The 15,484-nt window shown below is 61.7% G+C and carries 14 protein-coding genes; 12 read left to right on the top strand and 2 right to left on the bottom strand.

Annotation, left to right across the window (positions count from 1 at the left end):
• The first annotated feature begins 58 nt into the window (after window positions 1-58).
• The 8 genes from rutR (at window position 59) to LT40_RS19030 (ending at window position 8,411) form a co-directional block, all read left to right on the top strand.
• The gene (gene rutR / locus LT40_RS19065; RefSeq protein WP_043192721.1) at window positions 59-781 is read left to right on the top strand and encodes an HTH-type transcriptional regulator RutR; all 723 of its coding nucleotides are present in this window, start codon (window positions 59-61) and stop codon (window positions 779-781) included.
• A gap of 212 nt (window positions 782-993) precedes the next feature.
• Window positions 994-2,085 carry a BMP family ABC transporter substrate-binding protein gene (locus LT40_RS19060; RefSeq protein WP_043192719.1) on the top strand — a complete coding sequence of 364 codons (1,092 nt, stop codon included), beginning with the start codon at window positions 994-996 and terminating at the stop codon, window positions 2,083-2,085.
• Window positions 2,082-3,596, top strand: a complete 1,515-nt coding sequence (locus LT40_RS19055; protein WP_043192717.1) for an ABC transporter ATP-binding protein — start codon at window positions 2,082-2,084, stop codon at window positions 3,594-3,596. The genes LT40_RS19060 and LT40_RS19055 overlap by 4 nt, the downstream gene beginning before the upstream one ends.
• Entirely contained in the window at window positions 3,589-4,701 is a 1,113-nt protein-coding gene (locus LT40_RS19050; protein WP_043192715.1) for an ABC transporter permease, read from the top strand. Before LT40_RS19055 ends, LT40_RS19050 begins: the two co-directional genes overlap by 8 nt.
• Window positions 4,701-5,627 (top strand): ABC transporter permease, encoded by a 927-nt coding sequence (locus LT40_RS19045; protein ID WP_043192714.1) that lies wholly within the window; start codon window positions 4,701-4,703, stop codon window positions 5,625-5,627. Before LT40_RS19050 ends, LT40_RS19045 begins: the two co-directional genes overlap by 1 nt.
• Window positions 5,628-5,670: 43 nt before the next feature.
• The gene (locus LT40_RS19040) at window positions 5,671-6,429 is read left to right on the top strand and encodes an SDR family NAD(P)-dependent oxidoreductase (protein WP_043192713.1); all 759 of its coding nucleotides are present in this window, start codon (window positions 5,671-5,673) and stop codon (window positions 6,427-6,429) included.
• A 179-nt stretch (window positions 6,430-6,608) separates the two neighbouring features.
• On the top strand, window positions 6,609-7,400 hold the full coding sequence (locus tag LT40_RS19035) for an outer membrane protein OmpK (RefSeq protein ID WP_043192712.1): 792 nt from the start codon (window positions 6,609-6,611) through the stop codon (window positions 7,398-7,400).
• 234 nt (window positions 7,401-7,634) lie between these two features.
• Window positions 7,635-8,411, top strand: coding sequence for a substrate-binding domain-containing protein (locus LT40_RS19030; protein ID WP_043192711.1), 777 nt, complete (start codon window positions 7,635-7,637; stop codon window positions 8,409-8,411).
• A 61-nt stretch (window positions 8,412-8,472) separates the two neighbouring features.
• Here LT40_RS19030 and LT40_RS19025 read toward each other — a convergent pair whose 3' ends face one another.
• Window positions 8,473-9,363, bottom strand: coding sequence for a LysR family transcriptional regulator (locus LT40_RS19025; protein WP_043192710.1), 891 nt, complete (start codon window positions 9,361-9,363; stop codon window positions 8,473-8,475).
• Window positions 9,364-9,520: 157 nt separating this feature from the next.
• Here LT40_RS19025 and LT40_RS19020 point away from each other — a divergent pair, with 157 nt between their 5' ends.
• From LT40_RS19020 to LT40_RS19005, 4 genes are all read left to right on the top strand, one after another.
• Window positions 9,521-10,603, top strand: a complete 1,083-nt coding sequence (locus tag LT40_RS19020; protein ID WP_043192709.1) for a 4-oxalomesaconate tautomerase — start codon at window positions 9,521-9,523, stop codon at window positions 10,601-10,603.
• 77 nt (window positions 10,604-10,680) lie between these two features.
• Window positions 10,681-11,985, top strand: a complete 1,305-nt coding sequence (locus LT40_RS19015) for a CitMHS family transporter (RefSeq protein ID WP_043192708.1) — start codon at window positions 10,681-10,683, stop codon at window positions 11,983-11,985.
• 101 nt (window positions 11,986-12,086) lie between these two features.
• Window positions 12,087-13,277: an OprD family porin gene (locus LT40_RS19010; RefSeq protein WP_237749335.1), complete on the top strand. Its 1,191-nt coding sequence runs from the start codon at window positions 12,087-12,089 to the stop codon at window positions 13,275-13,277.
• A gap of 301 nt (window positions 13,278-13,578) precedes the next feature.
• Window positions 13,579-14,109 carry a GNAT family N-acetyltransferase gene (locus LT40_RS19005; RefSeq protein ID WP_043192705.1) on the top strand — a complete coding sequence of 177 codons (531 nt, stop codon included), beginning with the start codon at window positions 13,579-13,581 and terminating at the stop codon, window positions 14,107-14,109.
• Window positions 14,110-14,336: 227 nt separating this feature from the next.
• Here LT40_RS19005 and LT40_RS19000 read toward each other — a convergent pair whose 3' ends face one another.
• On the bottom strand, window positions 14,337-15,476 hold the full coding sequence (locus tag LT40_RS19000) for a TIGR03364 family FAD-dependent oxidoreductase (RefSeq protein WP_043192704.1): 1,140 nt from the start codon (window positions 15,474-15,476) through the stop codon (window positions 14,337-14,339).
• Window positions 15,477-15,484: the final 8 nt, after the last annotated feature.

Here is a 15,484-nt window from a genome sequence, read left to right as displayed (position 1 = left end):
TCAGCGGACATTCGCCCGTTATCATGGCCTCCTACCTCCCGCTGCAGGTCCCAGTCGCGTGAAAGAACAGCCCCCCGCTGACAAGCCCCGTGCCAAGCGCGCACGCAACGTCAAGCCCAAGCCTGTGGTCAAGGCGACCCGAGAGCCGAGCGCTGCGGCACTCAAGCGCCGGTTGCAACTGATGGAAAGCAAACGCACCGCGATACTGGGCGCCGCGCTGGATGTGTTCTCCCGCTATGGCCTGCACGGCAGCAGCCTCGACCAGGTGGCCACTCGGGCCGACGTCTCCAAGACCAACCTGCTGTACTACTTTTCCAGCAAGGACGATCTCTACCTGAGCGTGCTCAGGCAGTTGCTGGAAGTCTGGCTGAGCCCCTTGCAGTACTTCACCGCCGACAAGAACCCGGTCGAAGCGATCGGCGCCTATATCAAGGCCAAGCTCGAACTGTCCCGCGATCACGCGGCAGAGTCGCGTCTGTTCTGCATGGAGATCATGCAGGGTGCGCCGCTGATGCTCAGCGAATTGCAGCAACCGTTGCGCGAAACCGTCGACACCAAGGTGGCCGTGATCGAGCACTGGATCGCGACGGGCCAGTTGGCGCCGGTCAACCCGCACCACTTCATTTTCTCGCTGTGGGCAACCACCCAGCATTACGCCGACTTCCGCACCCAGGTCGAGGCCGTGACCGGCAAGACCCTGCACGATCCGCAGTTTTTCGAAGAGGTCCTGGTGGGGTTGCGCGGTTTGATACTCGATGGCGTGCGGCCGAGACCTGCGTGAATGCCCTCTAATCGTGCCGAGCGCACAAACCAAGTGCTCTAGTTCGGACCAGTTGATCTGAATTAAGCACCTGATATTGCCCAACACTCTGTTATCCAAGCGTTTTCCTGATATGGCACGGATGCTGCTTTCGAGCTCCGGGCGGCTAAGGGCGGTTTCCTGGCCATGGCAGCGTCCTGCTGCACCACGCTCATATTTCAGGAAGGCGCCTCATGATCAAGACACTGCTACCGGGAATGTTGCTTGCCGCTTCGGCCTGTGGGACAGGCACTGCTGCCTACGCCGAGGGATTGACCCTCAAGGGCCCGGCCAAGATCGCCATGGTCTACATCAGCCCGCGCAACGACGGTGGCTGGACCCAGGCATTCGACGAAGCCCGCATCAAGCTGGAAAAGAGCCTGGATCAGAAGATCCAGTACGTCGAGAGCGTTCCCGAAAACGCCGCGGCCATCACGCCGGTGGTCGACCGCCTGATCGCTCGCGGCGCCAACATCATCATCGGCACGGCGTTCGGCTATTCCGACACCTTCCTGGCGTTGGCGAAGAAATACCCCGACGTGGCCTTCCTCAACGGTTCGGGCACCACCAACGCCGCGAACCTCGAGTCCTTCTACGGCCGTACCTACGAAAGCCAGTACCTGTGCGGCATGGCGGCGGGCGCGACGTCGAAGTCGGGCAAGCTGGGCTTCGTGGCCGCCAACCCCTTCGGCCAGGTCAACTGGACCATCAACGCGTACGAACTGGGCGCGCAGCAAATCAACCCTGCGGCCACGGTCACGGTCATCTACACCGGCGCCTGGAACGACCCGGTCAAGGAACGCGCTGCCACCATGGCGCTGATCGACAACGGCGTCGACGTGATTGGCCAGCACGTGGACAGCCCTACGCCGCAGATCGTCGCCCAGGAGCGCGGCATTCATGGCACCGGTCACCACCGGGACCTGAGCGAGTTCGCGCCCAAGGCCACCGTGTGCTCGTCGATGTGGGTGTGGGACCGTTTCCTCACCCCTGAAGTGAAGAAGATCATGGCCGGCAACTGGGTTCCCCAGGCCAATGGCGCCTTGCTGTCGATGCAGCAGGGCGGCACCGACATCAGCCTGACCCAGGACGCCGTGATCAGCCCCGAGAACCGAGCCAAGATCGACGCCGCGCGGGCCGAGCTGCTGGCCGGCACCAAGACGCTCTATACCGGGCCCATGGCTGACCGTGATGGCCAGCAGCGGCTTGCTCCAGGCCAGGTCATGAGCGATCCGGAGCTGTGGAAAATGGACTGGTTCGTCAAAGGCGTGATGACCCAGCAATGAGCCAGGCCAACGCGCTCCAACTCACCGGTATCAGCAAATCGTTCGACGGCTTCAAGGCGCTCAGCGATGCCGACTTCAGCGCGCGCTGGGGTGAGGTGCATGCCCTGCTCGGCGAGAACGGTGCTGGCAAGTCGTCGCTGATGAACATTGCCGCCGGCCTGTATGCGCCGGAAACCGGCAGCGTGCTGATCGACGACAACAGCGTGCGGCTGCACAGCCCCAAGGATGCCAGCCGGTATCGCATCGGCATGGTTCACCAGCACTTCAAGCTGGTGCGCCCCTTCACCGTGGCGCAGAACATCCTGCTCGGCCTGCCCGAGCAACCGGGTGAAGGCAGCTATCGCAAGCGGCTCAAAGCGCTTGAGCAAACCATCGCCAGCAAGGCGCTAGAGCTGGGCTTCGTCCTCGATCCGCGCCAGGTGGTGGAAACCCTGTCGGTGGCCGAGCAGCAGCGCGTGGAGATTCTCAAGGTGCTGCTGGCTGGCGCGCGCATCCTGATTCTCGACGAGCCCACTGCGGTGCTCACCGACCAGGAGGCCGAGCGCCTATTGAGCACGGTGCAGTCCTTCGCCCGCCAGGGCGCCACCGTGGTGCTGGTCACCCACAAGATGGCCGATGTGAAACGCTACGCTGACCGGGTCACGGTCATGCGCGGCGGCCGCACGATCAAAACCCTCGACCCGCAGGGCGTCAGCGTCGAGGAGCTGGTGCGCCTCACCGTCGGCGAATCGGCAGCGCTTAGCCCGACCCTGCCGGCAGCGCCGGGCGAAGCGTTGCTGCGGGTCAGCAACCTCACCAGCGTGGCCGGCACCGGCGGGCTGAAGGGCGTCGACATGACGCTCCACGCCGGGCAGATCTATGGCATCGCCGGGGTCGGTGGCAACGGCCAGGGCGAATTGGCCAATGCCCTGATGGGCCTCGAACAACCCACCGAGGGCGGCATCCACCTGGCGTCCTTCGGTGACCTGCGCAAGGCCAGCGCCGCGCAACGTCGAACCTTGCGCATCGCCGCCATCCCCGCCGACCGGTACGGCGCGGCGCTGGCCGGCTCGCTGTCGGTGGCGGAGAACTTCGCCATCGGCCAACTGCACGATGGCCGCTACGGCTCTTTCCTGCGCCTGCGCGGCCAACGGCTGCTGGAAGACGCCGCCCAGGCGGTGGCCGACTTCGATGTCCAGGGTGTGCGCTCGCTGCAGCAGAAAGCCGCGCTGCTGTCCGGCGGCAATGCCCAGAAACTGGTGATCGCACGAGAGTTCAGCCGCAATCCACGGCTGATCCTGGTGCACAGCCCCAGCCGCGGCCTGGATGTGCGCGCCACCCAGGCGGTGCACGCACGCCTGCGCGCCGCGCGCGATGCCGGGGCGGCGGTACTGGTGATCAGCGAAGACCTGGACGAAGTGCTGGCCCTGGCCGATCGCATCGGCGTGATGAATGGCGGCCGCATCGTCGCCGAATTCGACTGCCCGGCCGACCGCCAGGCCATTGGCAAAGCGATGGTGAGCCATGACTGAACTCTCCCAACCCCTACTCAAGACCTCACGCGAACCGCTGCTCGGCCGACGCTACACCCTGGAGCTGCGCCAGCAGATGGGCTGGGGCGGCCAGGCGCTGGTGATCGGCCTGGCGGTGCTCGTCGGCTTGGCCCTGAGCACGGCCATTCTGGTGGCGGCGGGCGTGCCGGCCGACCAACTGTTGGAAGAGTTCGTCGGCCAGACGCTGCTCGATGCCGGCAACTTCAAGGCCGTGCTGTTCCAGGCGGCGCCGATGATTCTGGTCGGCATGGCCGGCTGCCTGGCGTTTCGCGCACGTTTCTGGAACCTGGGCCTGGAAGGCCAGATGATCTGGGGCGGGATCGGCGCGGCGGCCATCTCGATCTTCCAGATCGGCCCCGAGGCCCTGCGCCTGCCGTTGATGATGGCCTCGGCCATCGTCTGCGCGATGCTCTGGACCCTGGCACCGGTCCTGCTCAAATTGCGCCTGAAGGTCAACGAAGTGATTTCGACCTTGATGCTCAACTACATCGCCGCCAACTTCCTGCTGCACCTGCTCTACGGCAGCTGGAAAGACCCACGGGACAACTTCCCCTACTCGCCCGCCTTCCGCCCGTTCGAACGGCTGCCCGACCTGTTCGCCGGCTACACCGTGGCGATCGTCATCGCCGTGGTCATCATGGTCCTGGCCGTGTGGTTCATCAGCGTATCGCGCGCCGGCCTGTACCTGCGCTTCGTCGATGCCAACCCGCGCGTGGCCAGCGCCGTCGGGGTACCGGTACGGCGGATGATCCTCGGCACCGTGCTGCTGTCCGGCGCCCTGGCCGGTGTCGCGGGCTTCATCGTCAGCGCAGGCCAGGAAGGTCGGCTGACCCAGTCGTTCTACCAAGGCTACGGTTTCTCGGGAATTCTCATCGCGTTTCTGGCGCGCAACAACCCGTTCGCTGCCGCCATCGTCGCCTTGCTGGTGGCGATGCTGTTCGTCGCCGGGCGCAACCTGCAGGTGTTCTACCAGATCCCCTTTTCGATGGTGCAGTTGATCCAGGCCATCCTGGTGATCTGCGTGGCCTCTTCGGACTTCTTCATACGGCACCGTTTGCGGCGCATCCAGGCGGGAGAACAGTGATGGATCTGGTGACTTACTGGCTGAGCAGCGTTCCCGAATTCGCCGTGCCCTTCGCCCTCGCCGCGCTGGGTTTGATCATCATCGAGCGTGCCGGCGTGCTGGCGCTGGGCGCCGAAGGCATGATGCTGGTGGGCGCCCTGGCCGGGATCGGCATGCAACTGGCCCTGGGCCTGCCGGGGCTGTCCCTGCTCGCGGCTATGGCGGCCGCCAGCGTGGTCTCACTGTTGTTCGCGCTGATGGTGCTGGTGCTGCGCATCAATCAGGTGATTGCCGGGCTGGCCCTGGTGTTTTTCTGTCAGGGCCTGACCGGCTTGCTGGGCACCCTGCTGGGCTGGACCAATCGCCCGGTCAGCGGACTTACGGCCGTCGAGCTGTGGCCGCTGAACGAGTTGCCGGTGGTGGGTGGCCTGTTCAGGCAGAACCCGATGGTGTTCCTCACCGTGGTGATCTTCTTTGCGGTGGTGTGGTTTCTCAACCGCACCCGCACCGGGCTGAAACTGCGCGCCGTGGGCGAGAACCCCCAGGCCGCCGATGCCGCCGGCTTGCCAGTGCTGCGCTATCGGCTGGCGGCGATCCTGGCCGGCAGCGCACTGATGGGACTGGCGGGCGGATTCATTGCCGTGCTCAGCACCAAGATGTGGATCGCCGACATGACCGGTGGCCGTGGCTGGATCGCCATCGCTTTAGTGATCTTCGCGCGCTGGTCGCCCTGGCGCGCCTTCGCCGGTGCCCTGCTGTTCGGCGGCATCGAGGCACTGATTCCGCAACTGGCCGCCGCCGGCGTGCAACTGCCGCAATATTTCATGCTGATGACCCCGTATGCCGTGACCTTGGCGGTAATGATCTGGGTCGCTGCCAGCAAACGCGCAGGCGCCAGCCAACCCGGCGCACTGGGCGAACCCTACGTTCGCGAAGAGCGCCGTTGACCGATTTTTGAGCTATCGATTTTTGAGCTGTCGAGGTTTCCACATGAGCGGTACTGTTTTCATCACCGGCGCAACGTCCGGTTTCGGGCGGGCCACGGCCCGTCGTTTTGCCAAGGCCGGCTGGTCGCTGATTCTCACCGGGCGGCGCCTGGAGCGCCTGCATGCCCTGCTGGATGAGCTTGGCGCGCAGGTGCCGGTGCATGTCGCCGCACTGGATGTGCGCGATGCTGCAGCGGTCGCGGCGGTCGCCGCCGGTTTACCGCCAGCCTTTCAGCGCGTGACGGCGCTGATCAACAACGCCGGGCTGGCCTTGGCCCCCGTGCCTGCGCAACAGGCCAATCTCGCTGACTGGCACACCATGATCGACACCAATGTGACCGGCCTGGTCAACGTTACCCACGCGGTGCTGCCAGCGTTGCTGGCAACCGGTGCCGGGGCCAGCATCATCAACATCGGCTCGATCGCCGGTGAATGCCCCTACCCCGGCAGCCACGTTTATGGTGCGAGCAAGGCCTTCGTCAAACAGTTTTCCTACAACCTGCGCTGCGACCTGCTGAGCACCGGCGTCCGGGTCACCGACGTGGCGCCCGGTATCGCCGAAACCGAGTTCACCCTGGTACGTACCCAAGGTGACGAGAAGGCCGCCGGCGAAGTCTATCAAGGCACCACGCCACTGACCGCGGAAGATATCGCCGAACAGATTTTCCACGTCGCCACCCTGCCTGCTCACATCAACATCAACCGCCTGGAAATGGTCCCCGTGCGCCAGGCCTGGGGGCCGTTCGCGATCGATCGCGACTGAAACAAGAAGCGTCGTATGGCCCGTTTCGGCCAGCAAGACGCCAACGCAACAGGCCCGTACGCCGTACGGGTTCGGGAAGCAAACTCGGCTGTCTGCCCACAACTTCGACGCCCGGTCCACGACGTCTGTCGGACCAATGCCGGTGCGCCATAAACACCACATTGATTGATGGGTAAAACATGAAAAACGCTTGGGGAGCATCACTGTGCATGTTGGGTCTGCTGGGCGCTGGCAGCGCTCATGCGCAAGGACCACTGTTGTGGCATGGCGAAAGTGTGACGTACCTGTATGGCAAGAATTACAAGGTCGACCCCGCCATACAGCAAACCATCACCGTCGAACATGCCAGCGCCTGGACCTGGGGCGACCTGTTCGCTTTCGTCGATAACAGTTGGTACAACGGCGCCCGGTCCGGTAACGGCAATTACAGCCTGTACGGCGAGTTCAGCCCCCGTTTCAGCGCCGGCAAGTTGCTGGGCCAGGACCTGTCTTTCGGGCCTGTGAAAGACGTACTGCTCGCCACCACCTACGAGTTCGGCGATGACGACGTCGACGCCTACCTGATAGGTCCGGGTTTCGACCTGGCCATTCCGGGCTTCGACTATTTCCAGCTGAATTTCTACTACCGCAAACCCGACGGCAACCGCGTGCCTTCCGGCGCCTGGCAGATCACTCCGGCGTGGTCCTATACCCTGCCGCTGGGCAATTCGAACCTGCTGATCGACGGTTTCATCGACTGGGTGGTGAACAACAAGAGCGGCCATGGCAACAACCAGTCCGACTACCACGCCAACCTGCACTTCAACCCGCAGATCAAGTACGACCTGGGCAAAAGCCTGGGCTATGAAGCCAAGCATCTGTATGTGGGTGTGGAATACGATTACTGGTCCGACAAATATGGCATCAAGGATGACGGCTCTTTCACCACCGACCAGGACACCGCGAGTTTGTTGGTGAAGTATCAGTTCTAGTTTCATTGCCGTGCTCGGCAGGTGGTTGACCGGGCACGGCAGGATTGACCAAGCCGCCGATATTTTCCGCGCCTGAACGGCGGCCGTTGCCAAGCGGATATCGAACTTCAATAGCGTATTGATCGCGTTCATGCATCGATTCATGCGAAATCAACAATTACCCTGACGCCCGGTTTGCCCGAGAATGTTCTGTTACACCTAGTTACAAACACTCTCGAAAGCGCTGGAGACACCATGAAACCGTTCGTCAAAACCCTGCCCGCACTGGCCCTCGCCGCCTGTGCGCTAAGTCCTCTCGCCCAAGCCCAAGAACTGACCGTAATGACTTCCGGTGGCTTCACTGCCGCCTACAAAAGCCTGGCTCCCGGCTACACCAAAGACACTGGCAACACCCTGAACACCATTCTGGGACCGTCCATGGGCAAGGCCCAGGAAGCCATTCCCAATCGACTGGACCGTGGCGAACACGCCGACGTGGTGATCATGGTGGGCTACGCGCTGGACGAGCTGATCAAGCAGGGCAAAGTCGACGCCAGCTCACGGGTGGAACTGGCCGATTCGCGCATTGGCCTGGCGGTCAAGGCGGGCGCGGCGAAACCTGCCATCGGCACCGACGCCGAACTCAAGCAGACCCTGCTGGCGGCGAAGTCGGTGGCCTACTCCGACAGCGCCAGTGGCGTCTATATCGAGAAACAGCTGTACAAGAAACTGGGCATCGAGGATCAACTCGCGCCCAAGAGCAAGATGATCGAGCGCATTCCCGTGGCTTCCGTGGTTGCCAAGGGCGACTACCAGCTGGGCTTCCAGCAAGTCGCCGAACTGCTGCCGGTTCCCGGCATCACCTTCGTTGGCAAGATCCCGGAAGACGTACAATCGGTGACCCGCTACGCCGCCGGCATTCCGAAAAACGCCCAGCATCCCGCCGAAGCCAAGCAACTGCTCCAGTACCTGGCCTCACCCACTGCACAGGAAGCGGTACGTGCCACCGGGCTGGATTCCGTTCCACGCTAAGCGCTCTGGCAGCGGGCCAATGATCGTTCGACCTGCGGCGCCTGCGCCTCAGGTCGGGTGACTATTGCGGCCACTGCTCCAGCAAGATCGCGACGAACTTCTCGGCGGCGGGCGACAGCGAACTGCCCCGTCGCGTGACCAGGCCCAGGGTTCGGTCCACGACTGGCTCGATCAGCGGCACGCTTACCAGGGTGGGATGCTCCCCGGCCGGCATGGCCAGGCTGGGCATCACTGAAATACCCAGACCAGCCTCCACCAAGCCCAGCGACGTGGACAGATGCTGCACTTCGTAGAACCATTTCAAGCGCCAGGGCAAACCTGCCAGGGCGTTGTCGAGCAGCATGCGATTGCCGCTCAGCCTGCCCACCCCGATCAACTGATGGCCCGCCAGTTCGGTCCACTTCACCGACTTGCGACTCGCCAGCTCATGATCGCGTCGGCAGGCAAGCACGAACGGCTCCTTGACCAAGGCATGGAACTCGATGTCCGGATGCTGGCCGCTCATCATGTTGATACCGAAATCCGCCTCGCCACGCAGAACGGCCTCCAGCCCCTCGTTGGCACTGAGGTCCAGAAGCCTGATGCGAATCTGCGGGTATTGCTGGTTGTAGATACGAATGACCGACGGCAGGAAATAGAACGCCGCCGTGGGAATGCACGCCAACGTCACCTGCCCTACCTGCCGCTCGGCCAACTCCTTGATGTTGAGAATGGAGTCTTCGAAATCGTCGAGCAGGCGCCGTGCCTTGGGCAGGAAGTCGCGTCCGACGCTGGTCAAGCTGACGCGGCGAGTGGTCCGGTCGAGCAGTGATGTGCCCAGCCCTTCTTCGAGCTTCTTGATACGCCGGGTCAGCGCTGGCTGAGAAATGTGCAGCTGATCCGCCGCTTCGTGAAAGCTGCCAACTTCGGCGATTTTCACGAATGATCGTATGTCGACCAGCTCATATTGCATGAATTTCGCTCTCCCCTGCCGGAACGCTCCAGCCATTTCTTTATTTCGTTTGATGGAATAATCGCTACGATCTTTGCATTGGATCTAGCAATTCAAGCTGTGTAAATCTTCACTCCAATACATCAATGACGTCCATTGATTACCAGAGTCGTGACTTATGCAACTGATTCCTTGCGTACTGATGCGTGGCGGGACCTCCAAAGGGCCGGTGTTTCTGGCCTCCGATTTACCAGCAAGATCGGCCGAGCGCGATGAGATGCTGCTGGACGCAATGGGCTCCGGGCACGAGCTGGAGATCGATGGCATTGGCGGCGGCAGCCCGCAGACCAGCAAGGTGGCAATCGTGTCTCGCTCCGATCACCCGGACGCGGACGTGGACTACCTGTTCGTCCAGGTAATGGTTTCGCAACGACGCGTGGACACCGCGCCCAATTGCGGCAACATGCTCTGCGCAGTCGGCCCTTTCGCCATCGATCAGGGCCTTGTCCAGGCACAGTCGGGGGTGACTCAGGTGCGCATTCGCAACCTCAATACCGGCACGTTCATCTGCGCCGATGTGTGCACGCCCGACGGCAAGGTCACCTACGAAGGCGATACCGCGATCGATGGCGTACCCGGCACTGCCGCCCCCGTAGGGCTGACCTTTCTCGACGCAGCGGGCAGCAAGACTGGCAAGCTGTTTCCCACCGGTGCCACCGTGGACTGGCTGGGCGATGTCCCCGTGACCTGCATCGACATGGCCATGCCGATGATGCTTGTCGAAGCATCGAAAATGGGCAAGACCGGCAATGAAACCCCGGCAGAGCTAGACGCCGACAAGGACTTTCTCCGCAAGCTTGAAACCCTGCGCTTGCGCGCCGGCCTGTTGATGGGCCTGGGCGATGTAACCGACAAGGTCATTCCCAAGCCTGTGCTGGTAGCCCCGCCCCAGGCCGGCGGCACGCTGCAAGTGCGCTACTTCATGCCGCATAATTGCCACAAGGCACTGGCCATTACCGGCTCGATCGGATTGGCAACCGCCTGTGTCACCGACGGGACCGTGCTGGAGCGGATGCTGGGCCAGCGCCACCAGAAGCGCCTGACCACCGTGAAGATCGAACACCCGAGCGGCGCCATCGAAGTCAGCCTGTCCTACGTCGGCCACGACGCCGGTACCGTTCGAGCCTCGGTCGTGAGAACGGCCCGCCGATTGTTCTCAGGCACTGTCCACGTTCCAACGACACACCGATTGGCCGGTTGAGGCCACATCCGCTCTACCCTGAGTGACCCGCTTTCGCATCAGCGCAACTCCCCAAATAACTACAAGAGATAACTCATATGCTGGCGCTGTTAGGCTTAGCCATGGTGGTCGTGTTCACCTACCTGATCATGTCCAAACGCTTGTCCCCCATCGTCGCACTGACCGTGGTGCCGATCGTGTTCGCCATCATCGGTGGATTCGGCGGAACCACCGGCAAGATGATCCTCGATGGCCTGAAAGTGGTCGCACCGTCCGCTGCACTGCTGCTGTTCGCCATCCTGTTCTTCGGTTTGATGATCGACTCCGGCCTGTTCGACCCCTTGATCCGCAAGATCCTCAAGAAGGTCAACGGCGATCCGGTGAAGATCGCCATCGGCACCGCGCTGTTGTCGCTGACCGTGGCACTGGACGGCGACGGCACAACCACCTACATGATCACCTGCGCAGCCATGCTGCCGCTGTACAAGCGCATCGGCATGAACCCGATGGTCCTGGCCACCGTGGCCATGCTGGCGCTGGGCATCATGAGCGGCATGTCGCCCTGGGGCGGCCCCGCCACCCGTGCCATTGCCGTGTTGGGCATCGATGCGAGCGAGTATTTCATTCCGCTGTTGCCGACGATGGCCGGCGGTGCCGCCTGGGTAGTGTTCACCGCGTACCTGCTGGGCAGGGCCGAGCGCAAGCGCATCGGCAGCGTGCACCTGCAGAGTGGTGGTGGCGAGTGCTACATCGAGGCGATTCTGGGCGATACACCGTACAAGCGGCCGAAACTGGTCTGGGTCAACCTGCTGCTGGTAATCGGCGTGATGGTGGCGCTGGTCATGGGCCTGGCCCACTCGGCAGTGCTGTTCCTGATCGGCTTCGTGCTGGCGCTGATGATCAACTACCCACAACTCGACATCCAGAAGGAGCGCATCCTCGCCCACTCTGGCAACGCCATGACGGTCGTCCTGCTGGTGTTTGCAGCAGGCGTGTTCGCCGGCATCTTCAGCGGCACGAAGATGGTCGACGCCTTGGCACAGTCGCTGGTCGACATGATTCCGCCTTCCTGGGGCCACCTGTTCCCCCTGGTGGTTGCGGTGACCAGCATGCCGTTGACCTTCGTGCTGTCCAACGACGCCTATTACTTCGGGGTGGTGCCGATTCTGGCCAATGCCGCCGCAGCCTATGGCATCTCCCCCGTGGAAATCGCCCGCGCCTCGATCCTCGGTCAACCCGTGCACTTGATGAGCCCGCTGGTAGCGTCGACATTATTGCTGGTCGGCATGGTCGACCGCGACATCGGCGACTTTCAGAAGGCGACCGTCAAATGGGCAGTACTGACCTCCCTGGTGGTGACCGCCCTGGCCCTGCTCACCGGTGCGATCAGCCTGTTCGCATAACCTCCCGCTACCTATAACAAGAAGAGAGTTCATCCATGCGTACACCCCTGATCGGCGGGTTCGCCTTGCCGTGCCTGAGCGTTTTGTTGCACGGCTCGGCGATGGCCCAAGGTTTTATCGATGACAGCACCCTGAAGCTGCAACTTCGCAACGTGTACTTCAACGAAAACTTCCGTGATGAAAACGGCCTGAGTACGCGCGCTGCCGCCACTGCCAAAAGCGAGCGCACCGAGTGGGCACAGGGCGTGCTGCTGGACTTCCAATCCGGCTACACGCAAGGAACGTTCGGCCTGGGGTTCGATGCCCTCGGCCTGTTGGGCGTGAAGCTCGACTCTGGCCGTGGCCGCAGCGGTACCGGGCTGCTGCCTGTGCACGCTGACGGTCGCGCAGCCGATGAGTCGACCAGCCTGGGCCTCACAGCCAAGGCGCGCTTCGCGCAAACCGTGGTCAAGCATGGCACCCTGCTGCCCAAGACACCGGTGCTGGTCTACAACGACGCGCGCCTGGTCCCGCAGACCTACCAGGGCACCCAGCTGGTCAGCAAGGACTTCGATGACTGGCTGCTCACCGCCGGCCAGCTCGATCAGTTCAAGCTGCGCGACTCCACCGACAGCCGCTCGATCATTCCCGACGGCTATTCCGGCAGAGAAGGTGGCGACTTCACCTACGCAGGCGCCGACTACACGGTGAACAAACAGCTGCGGCTCAGCTACTTCCGTGGCCAGCTCGACGACTTCTACAGCCAGGACTTCTTCGGCCTGCTGCACACCCTGCCGCTGGGCGCCGGCGTACTGACCAGCGACCTGCGCTATTTCTTCAGCCGGGATGAGGGCAACCACTATTCCGGAAAGATCGACAATGGCATGTTCAGCGGCCAACTGAGCTTCGCCGTGGCAGGCCATACGGTCGCCGCCGGCTACCAGCGCTTGAACGGCGACGGCGGCCTGCCCTACATCAACGGCGCTACCGTCTACTCGTTCAGCAACGTCGGCATCGGCAAGTTCATCGAGGAAGATGAAAAGACCTGGCTGGCCAGCTACGGCTACGACTTCAAGAACCTCGGGTTGCCCGGCCTGAGCTTCATGACCCGCTACATCAGCGGCTCGGACGGAAAAACCGGACCTGCCGGCGTGAACGAATGGGAGCGCGACATCGAACTCGCCTACGTGGTACCGACGGGCACCCTGAAAGGCCTGGGCGTGAAACTGCGCAACTACGTCTACCGCTCCGACACCGCACGGGGAAGAGACAGCAATCGGCTGTATCTGACGTATGACATTGCGGTGTGGTAGGTGGGCTTTACTTGCGGGGTTTGATGCGGGCGGTCAGCTTAGCCACCAGTAGGTCATCCGGTCAGTAATGTTTGCTATTAATTACGCTCCCTCCATCGTAGCGGTACCACTCGGCTTGCTTTGGTAAAGTCCACGGCATGACTTTACACGGCCCCGACCAGGTATCTCAGCAACCGAGCAGTTCACGCACAAGATCGCTTGGGAATTGGGCCTGCCGACAGCGCGAAACGCTAATCCAGGCCTCGGCCCTGACCCCCATTCACTCGCGCATACCGAACGCTACAGTAGAGAGGGCATTCGAATGCCTGAAGCGCAACAGATAGTTATTCGCCATGCGACGGCTCAAGACAGTCTGTGTCTGGCGGCACTTGGAATGCAGGTGTTTCTCGACACCTACGCTACAGAAGGGATTCGCAACGCTATCGCACAAGAAGTCTTGGACTCTTTCTCCCCAGATAACATGTCAAAAATCATCTCTGAATCGGACAGCTTTATTATCGTCGCCGAGGTTAACGACCACCTGGTCGGGTTCGCACAGGTGGCGATGAGCACCGATCATGATCTGATCTCTCATGAGAGTTCGGCCGAGTTGCAACGCCTTTATGTACAGGAGAAATTCACAGGACGAGGCGTCGGATACAGATTACTCGAAGAGGCCGAGACATGTGCCCACCTTGGCGGCGCATCCCTGCTCTGGGCCACTGTCTGGATTGGAAACCATCGTGCGCTCGCGTTCTATCCACGGCAGGGTTATGAACACCTTGGGTCTCCCTCGTATACTTTTCAACACGAGACGCACCAGAACCAGTTGTTCGGGAAAGGGTTGGGTTAGGAAACATGCATTTCCTTCGTTAGCTTGGTTTTGAAAGATCTCATTTTGCAGCCGACGGACCCACCGCCTTCCTCGCGTCTCCAGGTGGCAACGTCTAAATAATCATCTGGTGGCTCTAGCCAGTATCGGTGATAAGAACCAACCAGTGACTTACCTGGTTGGCTATGGCGTGTCTACTTATGTACATGCGGCAGGATAAGTTCCCGTCTACGCGAAAATGCTGCTGGTCAGCTTGGCTCACCGAACATAGCTGCCACTGCGCGCTCACCCAATGCGGGCCCCACGCTCATGCCGACCCCACTGTGCATCAACGTTGCACTCAAGCCAGGTGCGATATCCAATCGTGAAAAAGGGTTCGGCCCCTTTGCCCCATATACGCCTTGCCAACGTTCCACTATCTGAATTTTGCAGCCCAGAGTGTTCTCGGCAAGCTCCAGCATCCATTGATCCACCTGTTCCGCATTGAACGGTGAAGCATCGGTACCGTAATCATGCGAATCGCCGATGATCAGCTCGCCATAAGGTGTCGGGCTGACCAGCAGGTGGATACCGTGTTCTTCCAGATGCGGATTGTCGCGCTGAATCTCTTCGCGGATAGCGGCGGCTTCCGGTAGATCCGAGAACGCTCCGTAGTGAACGCAGCTAAGGCCGGTGAGCACGGAGTGCTGCAGATTCAAGTTCGATTCAGGTCGAGCGCGGAGCATCTGTAAGCGGCATACCTGAGGTTTTAGCGCAGCCATTGGCTCATCCAGCAGAGTCAGGTAGTCATGGCCGGAGCAAACCACAATCTGCTGGCCACGAAATGTACCGGCAGTGCTCTGGAGTTTTCCTGGTTCGACACCGTTAACCAGCGTCGAGAAGTGAAACTCGACGCCTAGCGCGCGTTGCAGATAGTTGACCAGTTTTGGTATGGCTTCGCGCGAGTAAAGCTGCTGGTCATCAAAGCCGTGTAGGGCAGCCCGGTGGTGGCTGAACTGGCCGCCATACAGGTCGCCCAGTTGCTGCCCGCGCAACAATTCCACCCGGTAATCGTGCTCTTGCGCGCGTCCTGCACAGAACGCTACCAGCAGATTCTCTTCAGCTTCGGTGCGGGCGAACAGTAGTGAACCGTTGCGCTTGAGTTCGAAGCCTGCCGGAGCGCTCCAGTCGGCCCAGATACTGCGGCTGGCTCTTGCCAGGTCGAGCATCACGCCGGGCGGTTGACCGGTTACAAGGGCTTGACCGAAATTTCTCACCGACGCGCCAATCGGGCTGGCCGAGCGCTCGAACACACGCACTTTCAGCCCGCGCTTGGCGGCAGCATGGGCATGGGAGAGTCCGAGGATGCCTGCACCTACAACCAGTAGATCGCTTTCGCACTGATTCATGGTTCGAT

The organism is Pseudomonas rhizosphaerae (assembly GCF_000761155.1).
Lineage (GTDB): Bacteria > Pseudomonadota > Gammaproteobacteria > Pseudomonadales > Pseudomonadaceae > Aquipseudomonas > Aquipseudomonas rhizosphaerae.
This window is presented reverse-complemented; position numbering and strand designations above follow the sequence as displayed.